The sequence below is a fragment of the Myceligenerans halotolerans genome, from assembly GCF_054782975.1.
In genome coordinates this window covers 329,781-345,910 of sequence record NZ_BAAGRL010000006.1, presented here as the reverse complement: position 1 = coordinate 345,910, position 16,130 = coordinate 329,781, and the positions used below count along the sequence as shown (strand labels likewise).

Here is a 16,130-nt window from a genome sequence, read left to right as displayed (position 1 = left end):
CGGGGTCACCTCTCAGGACGACGCCGGAGCCGGGGTCTCCTCTCCCGCGTAGGCCGCCTCCAGGCCGGCGACGTCGATCTTGCTCATCTTGAGCATCGCGTTCATGGTGCGCAGGTTCGCCGCGGTCGTGTAGTCGCCGCAGAGTTCGGCGAGCTGCTTCGGCACGACCTGCCACGAGACCCCGAACTTGTCCTTGCACCAGCCGCAGGGGCCGGGCTCGCCGCCGTCGCTCGCGAGGACGTCCCAGAGGGTGTCGACCTCGTCCTGGGTGTCCACCTCGACGAGGATGGAGAACGCCTCGTCCAGGTGGAACTCCGGGCCGGCGTTCAGCCCGGTGTACTGCTGACCGGCCACGGTGAACTCGACGATGAACGGCTTGCCGGCCTCCGCGCCCGGGACGCCGTCGGGGGCGACGAGGACCCGGTCGACGCTGCTGCCGGGGATGTGCTCCGCGTAGAACTCGGCGGCCTCGTGGGCCTGGTTGTTTCCGAACCACAGGTGGGAACGCACGGTCGTCATGATCATCTCCTCGAACGGTGGACCCTCCCTGCGAGGGTCCGCACGCTAGGTACGACGACGCCCGCCGGCACAACTCATCGGTCGGGAACCCGCGGCCGCGGGACGACGGGTACCTATCTCCCCGGTGCCGCGCTGAACTTCTCCTGCCCGAGCACGGCCAGCAGGCGGATCTTCTCCTCGGCCTCGCTGCCGGGCGCGGGTGTCAGTACGAGCAGCGCCTGTGACTGATCCTCGGTGAAGAGGGCCTGGCAGTCGACCTCGATCCGGCCGACCTCGGGATGGACGACGGTCTTGTGATCCCAGAAGCGCCGGGCCACCTCGTGCCGCTCCCACAGCACGCGGAACTCGTCCGACTCCGCCAGGAGGACCCGCACCAGCTCACCCGCCCGGGACCGCTCCCCCGACGCCCCGTGGGCGGCGCGCAACGACGACACCAGGCTGTGCGCGTGGCGGTCGTGGTCCTCGGGCGGGTACACACCGCGCCACGAGGAGTCGGTGAACCATCGGTACGCCTCACTGCGTGACCATCCGGTCGCCGCCGACGGGTCCCCGAAGATCGCCGTCGCGAGACGGTTCGCCACCAGCACCTCGCTCAGCGTGTTCAGGATCAGGGCGGGCGTGTCCTCCAGCCGGTCCAGCACGCGCAGCAGCGCGGGCGCGACGTGCGTGTCGGCGGGGGTGCGCCGGGGGACGTTGTGCCCGGCGAGGCGGTACAGGTGGTCGCGCTCGTCCGCGGTCAGGCGCAGCGCCCGGGCCAGCGCGGCGAGCATCTGCTCGGACGGCTGCGGTCCCCGCTGCTGCTCCAGGCGCACGTAGTAGTCCACGGACATCCCGGTCAGGGCGGCGACCTCCTCGCGGCGCAGGCCCGGGGTGCGGCGCCGCGGCCCGGGCACCAGCCCGACGTCGGACGGGCGCAGGGCCTCGCGCCTGCGACGCAGGAAGTCGGCGAGAGCAGGTCGGTTCATGCCCCCATGGTGCGCCGCGCACGCCGCCGCAGCCAGGGATCGCCGGTCCCCCGATCGCCAGGTCTCTCCCGCCCGCGGTCCGGCCCGCGCAGGGTGGGGGCATGAACACAACGGGCAACACCATCTTCATCCCCGGCGCGACGTCCGGCATCGGGCTCGCTCTCGCCCAGCGCCTCCAGGCCGCGGGCAACACGGTGATCATCGGCGGCCGCCGCACCGAGCTCCTCGACCGGCTCGCCGCCGAGCACGGCTTCGGCACCGTCCGCATCGACATCGCCGACCCGGCGTCCATCACCGAGGCCACGGCCGACGTCGTGGCCCGCTACCCCGACCTCGACGTGCTGGTCGCCATGGCCGGGATCATGCGGATCGAGGACTGGACCACCCCGGACTTCCTGGCTGATGCCGAGGCCGTGGTCACCACGAACGTGCTCGGCCCGATCCGGCTGATCGCCGCGCTCACCGAGCACCTCCGGACCCGGCCCGGGGCCACCATCGTCACCGTGTCGTCCGGCCTGGCGCACGTCCCGCTGCGGCACACGCCCACGTACAACGCGACCAAGGCCGCGATCCACCGGCTCAGCGAGTCGGTCCGGCTCCAGCTCGAACCGCACGGCGTGCGGGTGGTCGAACTGGTCCCGCCGGCGGTCCGCACCACGCTGCTGCCCGGTCAGGAGACCGCGGACTTCGCCATGCCGCTCGACGAGTACGCCGACGAGGTCATGGAGCTCTTGGCGCAGCAGCCCGAGGCGCACGAGATCCTCGTCGAGCAGGTCGGCTTCCTGCGCCACGCCGAGACCCGCGGCGACTACGACCAGGTGGTCGCCACGCTCAACGCCATCGACCGGCTCGACGCCGAGCCCGAGCCGAGCCGGAGCTGAGGCGGAGCCGACCGGGAACGGGGCCGACACCGGCGCTCACCGCCGGACCGCGTCCATCAGCTCCAGCTCCTCCGCGCGGGTCAGGCCCGTGACGTTCGCGTCGGGCTCCGCACGGAGCCAGGCGAGGGTGTCACGGGCCGTCTCGCTGATGGGCCGGGTCCGGAGGCCGGCGTCGTACGACGGCGTGACGTCGTGGGCGAGCATGCCGGACCAGTCCGGGTCGCCGATCCACAGCGGCAGCGACCGGGCGCCGGACCACGGGGCGACGTCGTGCGCCCTGAGCGTGCCGGGACCGACCGGTACGAGATCCGGTGCCGCGCCGACGCCGTCGGCCACCTGCGCCAGGACCTCGGACCTCGGCGTGGGATGCCCGATGGCGTCGAAGATGCCCGTGGTCCCCGCCTCGGCCCCGTCGACGATCCACCGGGCGAGGTCGCGCACGTCGATGAGCTGGACGAGCTCGTCGACGGGCTCCGGGACCAGGACGGGACCGCCGTCGGCGGCGGCCTCGGCGAACCGGGCGGGCCAGTAGGTGAACCGGCCGCTCGGGTCGCCCGGCCCCGCGATGAGGCCGGGGCGGACGACCATCGAGGCCGCCCTTCCGGTCCGGACGATGTTCTCGCAGGCCACCTTCATCGCCCCGTAGACCTCGGGGCCGGAGGCCGGGTCCTCGTCGGTCTCGATCGGGTCGAGCAGGGGCAGGGTCGCCGGTGTGCCGCCCGGGGTGGCGACGTCGTCGTACACGTTGACCGTCGAGACGAACGTCCAGTGCGCCGCGCCGAAACCGGCGACGGCGCGGCGCACGTGGGAAGGAATCCGCGACACGTCGACGACGGCATCGGGGGCCACGCGGGTCAGTTCCTCGGGGACCGGGTCGCCGCGGTCCCAGCGGATCAGCGGCACGCCGCCGGGCGCGGAACCGCTCACGCCGCGCGCCGAGCACAGCACGTCGTGACCGCGCGCGGCCGCCTCGGCGGCGACGGCGCGGGACAGGAACACGGTTCCGCCCAGGACGAGGATCTTCATGGCGAGGAGTCCATCAGGCGGGCCCGCACGGCGCGAGTCCTTCTGCCGCGGGCAGAAGAACCGTCCGAACGGGCCGGTCCGTCCACGACGGCCGCACCGGGCACCGCGGGGCGCTGTTAGGCTCTTCCCGTCGCGACTGGCGCCATCCCGCAGGGCCTCCGAGCAGGCACGGTGGGACGAGGTGGAGCAACCACCGGGGAGCGACGTACTGTGCCGACGACGGGTCGTTCGCCTGGGCCCGGGGTCACCTCGTGAGAAGGTGCGCACCCCGCCGGGCTGCCGTTCGCGGTGAGGCGGACCCGACACGAGACCGTCGATGTCAGTCCAGCCAGATTCGAGGAGACGCAAATGAGCGCTCAGACTCCCGACCTTCCCGCCGACGTGATGAACGCACCGCTCGCGCAGGTGGACCCCGAGATCGCCGCCGTGCTCGACGGCGAGCTCGCCCGCCAGCGCGACACGCTCGAGATGATCGCGTCGGAGAACTTCGTCCCCGCCGCCGTGCTCGAGGCGCAGGGGTCGGTCCTGACGAACAAGTACGCCGAGGGCTACCCCGGCAAGCGCTACTACGGCGGCTGCGAGCAGGTCGACATCGCCGAGAACCTCGCGAAGGACCGCGCCCAGACGCTGTTCGGCGCCGAGCACGTCAACGTCCAGCCGCACTCGGGGGCACAGGCCAACGCGGCCGTGCTGCACGCGCTGATCCGCCCGGGCGACAGGATCCTGGGCCTCGAACTGGCGCACGGCGGCCACCTCACGCACGGCATGAAGATCAACTTCTCCGGCCGGCTGTACGACGTCGCCGGGTACGGCGTCGACCCCACCACCTACCGCATCGACATGGACGCGGTCCGCAAGGCGGCCCTGGAGCACCGGCCGGACGTCATCATCGCCGGCTGGTCGGCCTACCCCCGTCAGCTCGACTTCCCTGCCTTCCGCGAGATCGCGGACGAGGTGGGCGCGAAGCTCTGGGTCGACATGGCGCACTTCGCCGGCCTCGTGGCCGCCGGCCTGCACCCGTCGCCCGTGCCGTACGCGGACGTGACGTCGTCGACCGTGCACAAGACCATCGGCGGCCCGCGCTCCGGCTTCATCCTCACGCGCGAGGAGTACGCCAAGAAGATCGACTCGGCGGTGTTCCCGGGTCAGCAGGGCGGCCCGCTCATGCACGTCATCGCGGCCAAGGCCGTGGCGTTCAAGATCGCCGCCTCCGAGGGCTTCAGGGAGCGCCAGGAGCGCACCGTGCGGGGCGCGCAGATCATCGCGGACCGGCTCGCGCAGCCCGACGTCCACGAAGCCGGTGTCTCCGTACTGACCGGCGGCACCGACGTGCACCTCACGCTGGTGGACCTGCGCAACTCCCAGCTCGACGGCCAGCAGGCCGAGGACCTCCTGCACGACGCCGGGATCACCGTGAACCGCAATGCCGTGCCGTTCGACCCGCGCCCGCCGCGCGTCACCTCCGGCCTGCGGATCGGCACGCCGGCGCTGGCCACGCGCGGGTTCGGGGACGCCGAGTTCACCGAGGTGGCAGACATCATCGCCACGGCACTCAAGGACGGCGCGACGGCCGACGTCGACGCGCTCGCCACTCGCGTCGCGAAGCTCACGGCGGACTTCCCGCTCTACCCGACCCTCTGACATCGACGAACACCTGACATCCGATGGCCGGGCTCGCCGGGTCCCGGCGAGCCCGGCCACGCTGCTTCCTGGAGCACAGATGAACGCACAGATTCTCGACGGCAAGGCGACCGCCGCCACCATCAAGGCGGAGCTGACCGAGCGAGTCGCCGCGCTGGCCGCGCGGGGCGTGACGCCCGGGCTGGGGACGCTGCTCGTCGGCGACGACCCCGGCTCGCAGTGGTACGTGAACGGCAAGCACAAGGACTGCACGGAGGTGGGTATCGCGTCGATCCGCGAGAACCTGTCCGCCGACGCGACGCAGGAAGAGATCGAGGAGGCCGTCCGCCGGCTGAACGAGGACCCGGCCTGCACCGGGTACATCGTGCAGCTCCCGCTGCCGAAGGGCATCGACACCAACCGGATCCTGGAACTCGTCGATCCGGAGAAGGACGCCGACGGCCTGCACCCCACCAACCTGGGGCGCCTCGTGCTGCGCGTCAACGAGGAGATCACCTCGCCGCTGCCGTGCACACCCCGCGGGATCATCGACCTGATGCTGCGGCACGACGTCGACCTCAAGGGCAAGGAGGTCGTGGTGCTGGGCCGCGGGGTGACGGTGGGCCGCCCGATGGGGCTGCTGCTCACACGACGCTCGGTCAACGCGACGGTGACGCTGACCCACACGGGGACGCATGACCTCGAGGGCCTGGTGCGGCGGGCGGACGTCGTCGTCGCGGCAGCGGGGGTCAAGGACATCGTGTCGGCCGACATGGTCAAGCCGGGCGCAGTGCTGATCGACGTCGGCGTCTCCCGCGAGACCGACCCCGCGACGGGCAGGTCCAGGGTGGTGGGCGACGTCTCGGCCGAGGCCCGCGAGAAGGCCTCGTGGTACTCCCCCAACCCGGGCGGTGTCGGCCCGATGACCCGCGCGATGCTCCTGGCGAATGTTGTCGAGATGGCGGAGCGGGCGACAAGCCGACCCGACGGCTGAAGAGAACAGTCGGGATGGCGGAGCGCACGGCGGGCTGACCCGCAGGGTCACACGACGCGAGGCGCCCCGGGCGACGACAGCGATCGTCACCCGGGGCGCCTCGTGTCCCGCTGGGCTAAGACGTGGACGTGCTCGGGGTACGCAGCGCGAAGCGCGCCGCGCCCCAGGCCGCGAAGAGCAGCGGTGCCGCGGCGAAGCCGACGCCGACGGCCGGACGTGCGGCGATGATCGAGGCCAGGAGGGTGAGCACCAGGACGATGCCCGCGCTCAGGTACCAGCGCCGAGCGCCGAGGAAGAGCCCCGCGCGCAGCAGGTCCCGCAGGCGCGCCGTGGGCTGCTCGGGGAGCAGGGTCAGCGCCAGGAAGGCGGTCACCACGGTTCCGGCCGTGAGCGTCGCGAACACCGGGATGACAACGGCACCGGCGGTCCGGCCCCAGAAGAACGCGATGTCCACCGCGAGGACGAGGACGGCGCCGGTGGCCAGCGCGCCGATGGCCAGGCCGGGACGGAGGTGGCGACGCCATGCCCGGGCGAACGTGCGCACGGGTGTCGTCGTCCCACCGGCGCTGAACTCGCCGAAGACCGCGAAGGTCGCCGCCAGCGCCGGGCCCGCAAGCGGCGCGGCTGCCACCAGCAGCAGCCACGTCGCCGCGAGATCGGTCGCCACCAGCAGGAGCACCATGGGCAGGCACGCGACTGCGAGCAGCACGTTGGTCGCCAGCCCGGTGTAGACCGTGCCGAAGACCATCTCGTACGTCTCCGGCCCGATCAGCCGGCGCCGGCGAGCCGTCGTTGTCCCCGACATCGCGCTCACGGCACTCACCCCTTGACGCCGGTGGTCGCGATGCCCTGGATGAAGTACCGCTGGCCGAGCAGGAACACGAGGGCGATCGGCAGCACCGACAGCACCGAGCCGGTCATGATCAGCGCGTGCTCGGCGTTGTAGTCGCCGACGAAGCGCTGGAGGCCGAGCTGGATGGTCCACAACTCGCGGTCGCGCAGGTAGATCAGCGGGCCGAGATAGTCGTTCCAGGTCGTGACGAACGTGATGATCGTCAGCGACGCGAGGGCCGGCACGGACAGCGGCAGCATGATGCGCCACCAGATGCCGTACTCGGACAGCCCGTCGATGCGGGCCGCCTCGCACAGCGAGTCAGGGATCGACTCGTAGTACTGCTTCATGAGGAACACGCCGAAGGCGCCGAACGCCTGGAGCAACATGATCGAGTAGAGGGTGTTCGCGAGGCCCCAGCTCGAGAGCATCTGGAACTGCGGGATCATGTACGACGCCCAGGGAACCGCGATCGTGCCGATGTACAGCAGGAACAACGCGTCGCGCCCCGGGAAGCGCGTCTTGGCGAAGCCGTATGCCGCGAAGCTCCCGGTCACCACCTGGAGCAGGGTCACCACGACGGAGACCGTCATGGTGTTGCGCACCCAGGTGACCATGTCGCCCTTGATCCAGATGTCGATGTAGTTGCGCCACCGGAACGGGTCGGGGATCCACTCGATCGGGGCCGTGAAGACCTGGTTGTTCGTCTTGAGCGAGGAGATGACCATCCAGGTGAAGGGCAGCAGGATGCCTGCCGCAGCGGCGATCATCCCGAGGTACAGCAGGACGCGGCCGGTCTTCCGGAGCGCGGTCGGACGGGTGGCCATCACGCATCCCTCCGCTTGTTGTACAGGAACTGCACCACGGTCACGCTGATGCAGATGAGGAACAGGACCACGGCGACGGACGAGGCGTACCCGAGCTCGAACTGCTCGAAGCCCTTCTGCCAGATGTACTGGCTCAGCACGAGGGTGGCCTGGCCCGGCCCGCCGTCGGTCATGACGAGGATCAGGTCGAAGACCTTGAAGCTCTCGATCGTCACCATGACCGTCACGAAGAACATCGTGGGCCGCAGGCAGGGCAGCGTCACGTTCCAGAACCGCTGCCACACGCCGGCGCCGTCGATCCGGGCGGCCTCGTGCAGTTCGGTCGGCACGGTCTGCAGGCCGGCGAGGAACAGCAGCATGTAGTAGCCCATGTAGCGCCACGTGCCCACGATGATGACCGCGGGCATGGCCCAGTCCTTGGACACCGTCCAGCCCGGCAGCTCCCCGCCGACGAACATGCCGATGAACTGGTTGATCGGCCCGAACTCCGGGCTGAACAGCATGTTCCACACCACGGCGACCGCCACGATCGACGTGACGTACGGGAAGAACGCCACCGTGCGGAAGAACGCCGCGCCACGCAGCTTCTGGTTGAGCAGCAGCGCCAGGCCCAGGGAGGCCGCGATGGTCAACGGGATGTGGAACGCGGCGTAGTAGAAGGTGTTGCCGAGCGCGATGTGGAAGCTCTTGTCACCGATCAGCCGCGCATAGTTCTCGATGCCCACCCACTCCGCGTTGCCGAAGATGTTCCAGTTCGTCAACGAGTAGTAGAACAGCAGGAACACGGGGATCAGGGTGAGCACCGCGAACCCGGCAAAGTTCGGCAGGACGAACGTCCAGCCGACCAGGGCGTTGCGGAGCTTCAGCGACGTCCTGGGCGCCCGCCGCCGCGGGGGGGCGGGGTACGGCAGCCCGAGGGCTCCCGGTTCGTCGACGACAGGTGTCGCCATGGGTCGTTCTCCTCGTCGAGGTGCTGGTGGGTCATGCCCGCCGCGTGACGGCGCGAACCGTCACGCGGCGGGCGATCGACGGTCGGCGGTCAGCCGACCTCGTTGGCTGCGCGCTCCTGCGCGTCCGCGATGGCGTCGTCGACCGAATCCGACTCGGACATGACCGCCGAGTGGAGGTCGCCCAGGATCGTCTGGATCGCCGCGGTGTCGGCGCCGACCGGGTTCTCCGGCAGCGTCTCGTGCGTCGTGTAGGCGAACCGCGACAGGTCGTCCTGCGGAACGCCGTCGAGCGCGAAGACCGTGTCGGCGACGGCGTCGTCGATCAGGGCGGGCGTGATGCCGATCTCGGCCAGCGCGGCCGCGCCCTCGGGACCTGCCGCGAACTTCAGGAAGTCCTTCGCGGCGTCGATCTTCGCCTCGTCGATGCCGGCGTTGAGGCCCATCGTCGTCGGGTCACCGAAGGTGACCGGCGTGTTGTCGGTGCCGGTGGTGGACTCGTCGAACTGCGGGGCGGGGGCAATGCCCCACTCGAAGTCCTCCGCGTCGCCCGAGGCCTGCTCCGCCACCAGCGTGCCGATGTACCACGAACCCATCCCGACCATCGCCGACTTCTGGGTACCGAACTGCGACTGGTAGGCGAGCTCGTTGGTGGTGACGGTGGCGTAGGAGGGCTGCGAACCCGCGTCCTGCATCGCCAGCTGACGCTCGTAGTAGGGCGCGAGGAAGCTGAAGTCGCCGCTGTCCAGCGAGGCGCCCTCGGTCTGCGCGAGGGCGAAGCCCTGCACCGTGGACTGCCAGCTGTGCAGGTAGGCGCCCGTCACGTCGTCCTCACCGATTCCCTCGGTGAGCTCGGCCGCGGCGTCGGCGTAGTCGTCCCACGTCCACGAGCCGTCGGGGTGGTCCACCCCGGCCTGATCGAACAGCTCCTTGTTGTAGTAGAGCAGCCACGAGTCCTGACGGTACGGCACGGCGTACGTCGCGCCGTCGACCGCCATCGGCGCGAGGCCACCGGTCGCCGGGTCGAGCTCGGCGGCCACGTCGGAGATGTCGAGCAGCGTGCCACCCTCCTGGAAGGTGACGTAGTTCTTCAGGTTCTTGACGATGAAGACGTCCGGCGCGGTGCCGGCCGCCAGGTCCGCGGTGAGGGCGGTGTCGTACTCCTCACCGGCGGGGTACTCCTTGAGCTCCACCGTGACGTCCGGGTTCTGCGCCTCGTAGGCCGTGGCCAGGGTCTCGAACTCCGGCGTGGAGGCGAAGTCCCATCCGGCCAGGCTGATGGTGGCCGGACCGTCCGCCGGTTCCTCGGCGTCGGACGGCGTGCCGCCCCCGCCGCAGGCGGTCAGGGCGAGCGCCGCCGCGGCGGCGGTGCCCACTGTTGTCATGATCTTGCGGTTCATTACGTACTCTCCTTCGAGTAGGGATCGCCTCCGCATCGGCGGGAGACGACGGTCTTCAGGTCGCGTCGGACCGTGGTTCCTGTGGTGGTGGGAGGACGACGGCGGTCCGGACGCCGTCCGGCCAGTGCACGACGGCGTCGTCTCCGGCGCCGTCGTGGGATTCGATCCGGGGAGCGGACAGGGCTCCCTCGGTGCCCTCCGGGCCCGTGGCCCCGGCGAGCTCGACCGCGACCGCGAGCCAGGTCCCGACGGGCACCCCGGACCGCACGTACCCGTACGGCACCGCGGACCGCGGGCCGAGCGGTGTCGCGTCCGGCAGTTCCCGCACCTCGGTCCGCAGGGCATCGTCCAACGGGATCACCCGGGAGCGCATCCCGCCCGCGATCGCCTCGCCGGAGGTGCCGAGCTCGACGTCCTCCCCGCTCACGGCCCAGCCGCTGATCTCCAGCGATCGGGCACGCACCGCGCCGTCGGCGCCGGGCATGAGCGCGTCGACACGGACGAAGCGTACCTCCCAGGCCCCGCGCACCACCGAGGCGGTGGTGATCGTGCCCGCCGGCGTCGTCGTGCCGGGTCGCCCGGAGCCATGATCGGGCGCGTCGGGATCGGCGTCGAGCCAGTGGGTTTCGGCGACGGAGGCGAGCACTGCGGCCTGACCGAGCCGCTGTTCGTCGCCCCCGGTGCCGGCAGCCTCGGTGGCGGGCACGATCTCGGCGCGCAGCGTCCGGAAGCCGGTGCGGTGGGTCGCGCGGCCGGTGTCGTCGAGCAGCACCACCGACTGGTCCGCGGGCCGTGTCCAGGCGTCCTGGTCGAGCAGCGGTGACGTCGCGGTCGAGTACCCGAGGCGCGCGTACAGCGGCGAGTCGCCCGCGTCGTCGCCCTCGACGGCGTGGTCCGTGCCGTGGTTGACCACCCGCACCACGCCGTCGCGGGCCGTGCCGGACACCGCCCAGCCGGGCGCGGCCAGGACCGTCACCGCGTCCTCCCGTTCGACGGGCAGCAGCGGCTCGGCGGGTGCCGTCCACGCCGGGTGGTCCGCGGGAAGCGCGAGCCCGAGCAGGCCCTTCGCGGCCCAGTAGGGCGACCCGGTGCCGCTGTACCGCTGCGCGACGGGCCGCCACGCGTCGTGCCAGCCGAGCGTGAGCAGCCCGTCCGGGCCGGGCACGCCGTGGTCCGCGAAGTGCCCGACCACGCGGGTGGCGGCCTGCCGCAGCAGCCCGGGCGACGTGCTCGGCACGTTCGCGACGGCGCCTGCCCAGAACGGCGCGGCGGCCGCGAACCGGTAGGTCAGCGACCGGCCCTGGATGAGCGGACCGCCGTCGGCGCCGATCAGGCCGACCGCGTCGCGCAGGTACCGGTCCAGGTGCGCGACGTCGTGCTCCCGGCGAGGCACCGCCTCTGCCGCACCGGACATCCGCGCCCACAGCACGGGGTACAGGTGGAGTGCCCAGCCCGCGTAGTGGTCGTAGGACCGCTCGTCGCCGTCCGAGAACCAGCCGTCGGCCCGGCGGAACGAGTCGTGCGCGGCGAGGTCCGCCGCGATGTCGTCGGCCGACCACGGCCCGCCCACCGACCGGAGGAACGTCTCCACGACGATCCGGAACCACACCCAGTTGCAGTGCGGGTACGTGTCGTCCCCCACCACGGCCCTCAGGTAGTCGACCACCTGCTCCTGCACCACGGGGGCGAGGCGGTCCCAGATCCAGGGCCGCGTCATGTCCAGGATCAGGGCGATCGAGGCGGCCTCGACCTTCGCCTGCGCGTGCTCGACGGGCGTCACCCAGCGCTCCGGGTGCCCCGGGTCGGTGCCGGCGGCCAGCCCGGCGGCGTACCGCTCGGCCAGGTGGAGCGGATCCGCGCCATCCTCGCCGGCCAGGCGGAACCCGGCGGCCAGGAACGTGCGGGCGTATCCCTCGAGCCCGTCGACCTCGGTCCCGTACCCGCCGGGCCTGCCCGGCAGGGTGATCAGGCTGCCCGACGGCGACGCGTGCTCCAGCGCGGCGGTCAGCAGCCCGTCCGCGTACGCCGCGAGCTCCTCCCGCATCATCCCGTCGCGCCCGTAGCGGGTGCCCGACGCCGGCCGCGCGCTCATGCGCTCGTCTCCAGGCTCTCGCGGGTGACCGGCGACACCGGCGCCTCGCCGCGCACGTACCGCTCCAGCTCGTCCAGTGCCGCGGAGGTCATCCGGCGCGTCTCGGTGCCGAGCGAGCCCGCGATGTGCGGCGTGATCATGACGTTCGGCAGGTCGTAGAGCACCGACTCGGCGGGCAGCGGCTCGGGGTCGGTCACGTCGAGGATCGCGAGGAGGCGGCCGGTCGCGCACTCGGCCTCGAGTGCGGCCGTGTCCACGACCATGCCGCGTGCCGTGTTGATCAGGGTGGCGCCGTCGGGCATCAGGGCGAGCTCGCGCGCGCCGATCAGGTGGCGGGTGCTCGGCAGGGCCGGCGCGTGCAGCGATGTGATGTCGCTCGCGGCCAGCACCTCGTCGAGATCGGTGAGCCGGGCGCCTGCCGCCTTGATCTCGTCCCGGTCGGCGTAGGGGTCGGAGACCAGCACCTCGCGCGTGTCGAGCGCCGCCAGGCGTTCCACCACGCGCCGCCCGGTGCGGGAGAACCCGACGATCCCGATGGTCCGGCCCTGGTTGGACAGGTCGCCGACGTCGCCGACCGACCAGTCGTCCCGGGCCGTACGGGCGCGCGAGGCCAGGAAGGGTGCGCGCTTGCCCGCCATGATGATCGCGGCGAACGTGAACTCGGCGACGGGGACGGCGTTGGCGTCGACCGCGTTGGTGACCAGCAGGTTCCGGTCCCAGACGCCGTCGCTCAGCATGAACTTGACCGTTCCGGCGCAGTGGATGACTGCGCGCAGGCGGGGAGCCGCGTCCAGCACCTCGGCGGTGATCGGAGGAGCGCCCCAGGAGGTGAGCAGCACCTCGACGTCGGCCAGCCGCTCGCGCGCCGTCGGCTCGTCCAGGCTCGCCACCTGCACCGGCTCGCCGAGCGCTGCCAGCTCGCCGAGCCGCGCCCGCTCGGCGGGGCCGAACTGGGTGCGGTACGTAGCGGGGGACATGGCCAGCAGCACCTCGGGTCGGTTCACCTGCGCGCCCTCCATAAGCTATCTCCGTTGATCGCCGATCGGTCATGTTCGATCAGTGACGATCGATGACGGACAGTCAAGCGCATGGACGACCGGATGCGCAAGTGCAGAACGACACAGTAGGATGACAGAAATGATCACTTCCGATCATTGCTCAGGCCCCGATGATCGCGGCCCGAGCGATCCGACCACGACGATGGAGGTCAGGCGATGACCACCGAGCCCGCAGCGCTCCTGCCGGCCGAACGCCGCGCACGCCTCGTGCAGCGCCTGCAGGACGACGGGTGGGCGCGCGTCGCCGATCTGGCCGCGGCGCTCGGCGTCACACCTGTGACGGTACGCCGCGATATCGCCCTGCTCGCCGAGGAGGGCGTGCTGGAGCGCGTGCACGGCGGAGCGCGGCTGGTGCCCGGATCCGGGCGCCCCGACGCGCCGGACGGCGCCGATGTCGTCGCCCGCGCGGCCGCCCCCGACGGCGGGCTAGCCCGCAAGCCCGCGAGCTCGCCGGGCTCCCGGCCCGACGCGATGTGGGCGGACCCGTCCGGCACGGCGACCGGGACCAAGACCCTCACCATCGGCATGGTCGTGCCGAGCCTCGACTACTACTACCCCGAGGTGATCCGCGGAGCACGGGTCGCGGCCGCCGGCGCGAACGTCCGGATCATCCTGCGCAACGGCTCGTACGACGCCGCGGAGGTGCGGCGCCAGGTTGCCGCGCTGGCGGCCGCCACGGACGGGCTGCTGGTCAGTCCGCCCGTGGACGCGCCCGAGCTGACCGAGTGGCTCACCACGCTCGGCGTCCCGGTGGTCCTCGTGGAGCGGCGCGGCCAGGCCGGGCCGTTCCACGAGCCCCTCGAGTCGGCGGTGACGGACCACGCCCTCGGTGCGGCGGTGGGAGTGCGCCATCTCGCGGCCGAGGGGCACAGCCGGATCGGCCTCGTGACCTCGCGGACCAGTCCGACCAGCCGCGGTGTCCGCGCCGGGTGGCGGGAGGCCGTCGCCGAGCTCGGGCTCGGCGACGGCTGTCTCGACCTGGACACGGTCTCGCACCGGGACGGCGGCTGGCACGACGACGCCGAGCGCGTCCTGGACGCCTGCGCCGAGTCGGGGACGACGGCGCTGCTGGTGCACTCCGACCCGGAGGCGATCAGCCTCGTGGAGCGGGCCCGCGATCGCGGCCTGCGCGTCCCGGAGGACCTGGCCGTCATCGCGTACGACGACGAGGTGGCCGGGCTCGCGGACCCGCCCATCACCGGCATCCGGCCGCCCAAGGCCGCACTCGGCGCGGCCGCGCTCGACCTCCTCGCCCGCCGGATCGCCGATCCCGCGCGCCCGGTGCACCGGATCCAGCTGGGTCCGCAGCTGATCGTGCGGGCGTCGAGCAGCACCGCACGATGAGGGATCGCGCGGGTAGGCGTGGTCAGCACCTACCCGCGCGATCCCGAGGACGTGCTAGCCGCGTTCCCACTGCTGGTTGTTCTGGCCGTTGCACGCGTACGTGATGATCTGGGCGCCCGAGCTGGTGCCCGCGCCGCTGACATCCAGGCACTCGCCCGTGTTCCTGGCCAGAATGTTCAGGTAGCCGCCGCCCGCGGACTGGCTCGACCACTCCTGGTCTGTGCCACCGTCACAGGACTCCTGGGTGATCGTGGCGGCGTTCTCCTGAAGGCACATGCTCGAGTGCTCCGTCACGATCTCGACGTAGCCGTTGCCGGCATCGCGGAACCAGAAGCTCTGGTTGCCCTGGCCGTTGCAGGTGTAGGTCTTCAGCTCCTCGCCGGCCGTGGAGTTGTTGTTCGTCACGTCGGCACACGTGCTCGCGTGCCGCGGTTCGAGCGTGAGGAACGGCCCGCCCTGCCCCGTCACCGTGCCGGTGTCGGTGTCGATGACCAGCTCGGCGAAGTAGTCGACCTCCATGGTGGTGCTGTCCGGGAACTCGATCGGGGCCCAGACGTACCGGGAGTCGTTCACCAGCCCCCCGATCGAGTTGCCCCAGCGGTCACCCATGTACAGGTAGTCGGTGCCCTGGCTGCCCTGGATCGGCAGTACGAACGCCGTCTGCGAGCCGTACATCGTCGAGTCGCCGACGTTCTGCATCGCGGTCCAGGGCCCGGTGATGCTCGGCGCGGTCGCGTACTTCTGCTGGTTCGGCGACCAGCCGGTCGAACCGGAGGTCAGCATGAAGTACGTGCCGCCCCGCTTGAACAGTGCGGGCGCCTCACGGTGGTCGCCGTGCCACGGGTCGGCCACGAGCTCGTCGATCTCCGCGTAGTCAGCGGTGAGGCGGTAGATGTGCAGGTCGTAGTTCTCCCGGGCGGCGGAGTACATGTACCCGGTGCCGTCGTCGTCCACGAACACGCCGATGTCGCGGGACATGTGGCCGAGCGGCCGGAAGCTGCCGCGGTAGTCGTAGCTGCCGCACGGCTGGTTCGTGGTGGAGACGGCGACGGCGGCCCGCGCCTCGCTGTAGTCGGCGCCGTTCTCCTTGTGCGCCCAGATCACGTACCGGTCCGTGGCCGCGTTGTACATGATCTTGGGCCGCTCGATCTTGGCGTCCTGCAGCTCCGGGTCGCTGGACTGCGTCAGGACGTTGTTGACGAACTCCCAGTTGGCCAGGTCCGTGGACCGGTAGCAGCTGACGTAGCGGAAGCCGTTGTGGTCCTGGTGCCGGTTCTCGCCGATCCAGTAGTAGTAGCTGCCCGACTTCACGACCCCGCCTCCGTGCGCGTGGACGGGGCTTCCGTTCGTGGTCGTGAACTGGGTCGCGTTCTGCACGGTGACCTCGTCGGCACTGGCCGGCAGGCCCAGCGCCAACGTCGAGGCGACCGCGCAGCACAGGGCCGCGACAACCCCGTAGATGCGTCGCATGACGAACCACACTCCTTCATCGCAGTGCATGTCACTGTCCCGCGGCCGCCATCGGCCCGAGACCGGTTCCGGCCTGGAGCCGACGGACCCCAGGCGCGCACAACGCTATGGGAACGCTAACATCGGGTCAATTTGCTGCCTGACGCAGTTTCGAT

At 71.4% G+C, this 16,130-nt stretch carries 14 protein-coding genes and 1 riboswitch; of the genes, 4 read left to right on the top strand and 10 right to left on the bottom strand.

Annotation, left to right across the window (positions count from 1 at the left end; all coding sequences use genetic code 11):
• Positions 1-12 precede the first annotated feature (12 nt).
• Entirely contained in the window at positions 13-519 is a 507-nt protein-coding gene (locus ACYVK5_RS04775; RefSeq protein WP_460702327.1) for a VOC family protein, read from the bottom strand.
• Positions 520-632: 113 nt separating this feature from the next.
• Positions 633-1,484 carry a helix-turn-helix transcriptional regulator gene (locus ACYVK5_RS04770; RefSeq protein WP_460702325.1) on the bottom strand — a complete coding sequence of 284 codons (852 nt, stop codon included), beginning with the start codon at positions 1,482-1,484 and terminating at the stop codon, positions 633-635.
• A gap of 101 nt (positions 1,485-1,585) precedes the next feature.
• On the opposite strand from ACYVK5_RS04770, the gene ACYVK5_RS04765 reads away from it, so the two are divergent.
• Positions 1,586-2,365 carry an SDR family oxidoreductase gene (locus tag ACYVK5_RS04765; protein WP_460702323.1) on the top strand — a complete coding sequence of 260 codons (780 nt, stop codon included), beginning with the start codon at positions 1,586-1,588 and terminating at the stop codon, positions 2,363-2,365.
• A 36-nt stretch (positions 2,366-2,401) separates the two neighbouring features.
• Here the strand turns inward: ACYVK5_RS04765 and ACYVK5_RS04760 are convergent, their stop codons facing one another.
• Positions 2,402-3,391, bottom strand: coding sequence for an NAD-dependent epimerase/dehydratase family protein (locus tag ACYVK5_RS04760; RefSeq protein WP_460702321.1), 990 nt, complete (start codon positions 3,389-3,391; stop codon positions 2,402-2,404).
• A gap of 122 nt (positions 3,392-3,513) precedes the next feature.
• A riboswitch (ZMP/ZTP riboswitch) is annotated at positions 3,514-3,636 on the top strand.
• A gap of 103 nt (positions 3,637-3,739) precedes the next feature.
• On the opposite strand from ACYVK5_RS04760, the gene glyA reads away from it, so the two are divergent.
• Complete coding sequence (glyA, locus tag ACYVK5_RS04755) at positions 3,740-5,032, top strand: serine hydroxymethyltransferase (protein WP_460702319.1); 1,293 nt, start codon at positions 3,740-3,742, stop codon at positions 5,030-5,032.
• 79 nt (positions 5,033-5,111) lie between these two features.
• Positions 5,112-6,005: a bifunctional methylenetetrahydrofolate dehydrogenase/methenyltetrahydrofolate cyclohydrolase gene (locus tag ACYVK5_RS04750; protein WP_460702317.1), complete on the top strand. Its 894-nt coding sequence runs from the start codon at positions 5,112-5,114 to the stop codon at positions 6,003-6,005.
• Positions 6,006-6,120: 115 nt separating this feature from the next.
• On the opposite strand, the gene ACYVK5_RS04745 is transcribed toward ACYVK5_RS04750, so the two are convergent.
• From ACYVK5_RS04745 to ACYVK5_RS04720, 6 genes are all read right to left on the bottom strand, one after another.
• The gene (locus ACYVK5_RS04745) at positions 6,121-6,819 is read right to left on the bottom strand and encodes a YesL family protein (protein ID WP_460702315.1); all 699 of its coding nucleotides are present in this window, start codon (positions 6,817-6,819) and stop codon (positions 6,121-6,123) included.
• Between the two features lie 5 nt (positions 6,820-6,824).
• Positions 6,825-7,664: a carbohydrate ABC transporter permease gene (locus ACYVK5_RS04740; RefSeq protein ID WP_460702313.1), complete on the bottom strand. Its 840-nt coding sequence runs from the start codon at positions 7,662-7,664 to the stop codon at positions 6,825-6,827.
• Positions 7,664-8,614 (bottom strand): carbohydrate ABC transporter permease, encoded by a 951-nt coding sequence (locus tag ACYVK5_RS04735; protein WP_460702311.1) that lies wholly within the window; start codon positions 8,612-8,614, stop codon positions 7,664-7,666. The genes ACYVK5_RS04740 and ACYVK5_RS04735 overlap by 1 nt, the downstream gene beginning before the upstream one ends.
• 89 nt (positions 8,615-8,703) lie before the next feature.
• Positions 8,704-10,011, bottom strand: coding sequence for an extracellular solute-binding protein (locus ACYVK5_RS04730; protein ID WP_460702309.1), 1,308 nt, complete (start codon positions 10,009-10,011; stop codon positions 8,704-8,706).
• A gap of 55 nt (positions 10,012-10,066) precedes the next feature.
• Positions 10,067-12,103, bottom strand: a complete 2,037-nt coding sequence (locus ACYVK5_RS04725) for a DUF2264 domain-containing protein (protein ID WP_460702306.1) — start codon at positions 12,101-12,103, stop codon at positions 10,067-10,069.
• The gene (locus ACYVK5_RS04720; RefSeq protein WP_460702304.1) at positions 12,100-13,107 is read right to left on the bottom strand and encodes a hydroxyacid dehydrogenase; all 1,008 of its coding nucleotides are present in this window, start codon (positions 13,105-13,107) and stop codon (positions 12,100-12,102) included. Before ACYVK5_RS04720 ends, ACYVK5_RS04725 begins: the two co-directional genes overlap by 4 nt.
• Positions 13,108-13,317: 210 nt before the next feature.
• Here ACYVK5_RS04720 and ACYVK5_RS04715 point away from each other — a divergent pair, with 210 nt between their 5' ends.
• Positions 13,318-14,505, top strand: coding sequence for a LacI family DNA-binding transcriptional regulator (locus tag ACYVK5_RS04715; protein ID WP_460702302.1), 1,188 nt, complete (start codon positions 13,318-13,320; stop codon positions 14,503-14,505).
• Positions 14,506-14,559: 54 nt separating this feature from the next.
• Here ACYVK5_RS04715 and ACYVK5_RS04710 read toward each other — a convergent pair whose 3' ends face one another.
• The gene (locus ACYVK5_RS04710) at positions 14,560-15,975 is read right to left on the bottom strand and encodes an RICIN domain-containing protein (protein WP_460702300.1); all 1,416 of its coding nucleotides are present in this window, start codon (positions 15,973-15,975) and stop codon (positions 14,560-14,562) included.
• Positions 15,976-16,130: the final 155 nt, after the last annotated feature.